The organism is Pseudoalteromonas sp. c7(2019), from assembly GCF_011378625.1.
GTDB lineage: Bacteria > Pseudomonadota > Gammaproteobacteria > Enterobacterales > Alteromonadaceae > Pseudoalteromonas > Pseudoalteromonas arctica.
Genome location: NZ_WTKS01000091.1, coordinates 1 through 437 on the forward strand (window position 1 = coordinate 1; position 437 = coordinate 437).

The window sequence follows — 437 nt, forward strand, 5'->3', positions numbered from 1 at the left end:
ATATCTTCCGCATCAACATAAGGCGGGTTAGACACAATTAGGTCGTATTTCTCATTTTCAATACCACTAAATAGGTCAGATTGAATTGGGAATACTTGTTGTGACACACCATGATTTTGAATATTGATATCGGCGACTTCTAACGCCTCTTCAGACAAATCAACCGCATCAACTTCTGCATCAGGGAAAGCATAAGCACAAGCAATGGCAATACAACCGCTACCAGTACATAAATCTAAAATACGTTTTGGTGGTGTTTTTACCCAAGGTTCAAATTTGGCTTCGATTAGTCCAGCAATCGGAGAACGAGGCACTAATGTCCGTTCATCAACATAAAACTCTAACCCTGCAAACCATGCACTATTGGTTAAATAAGGTACAGGAATACGTTGTTCAATACGAATCACAACTAATTCAACTAACATTTGACGCTCACG

The 437-nt window shown here is 39.4% G+C and carries 1 protein-coding gene; it reads right to left on the reverse strand.

Features of this window, described 5'->3' with window-relative positions; all coding sequences use genetic code 11:
- Positions 1–437 (reverse strand): 50S ribosomal protein L3 N(5)-glutamine methyltransferase (gene prmB / locus GQR38_RS20135; RefSeq protein ID WP_165738055.1); only part of this gene is annotated, 437 nt, incomplete at both ends.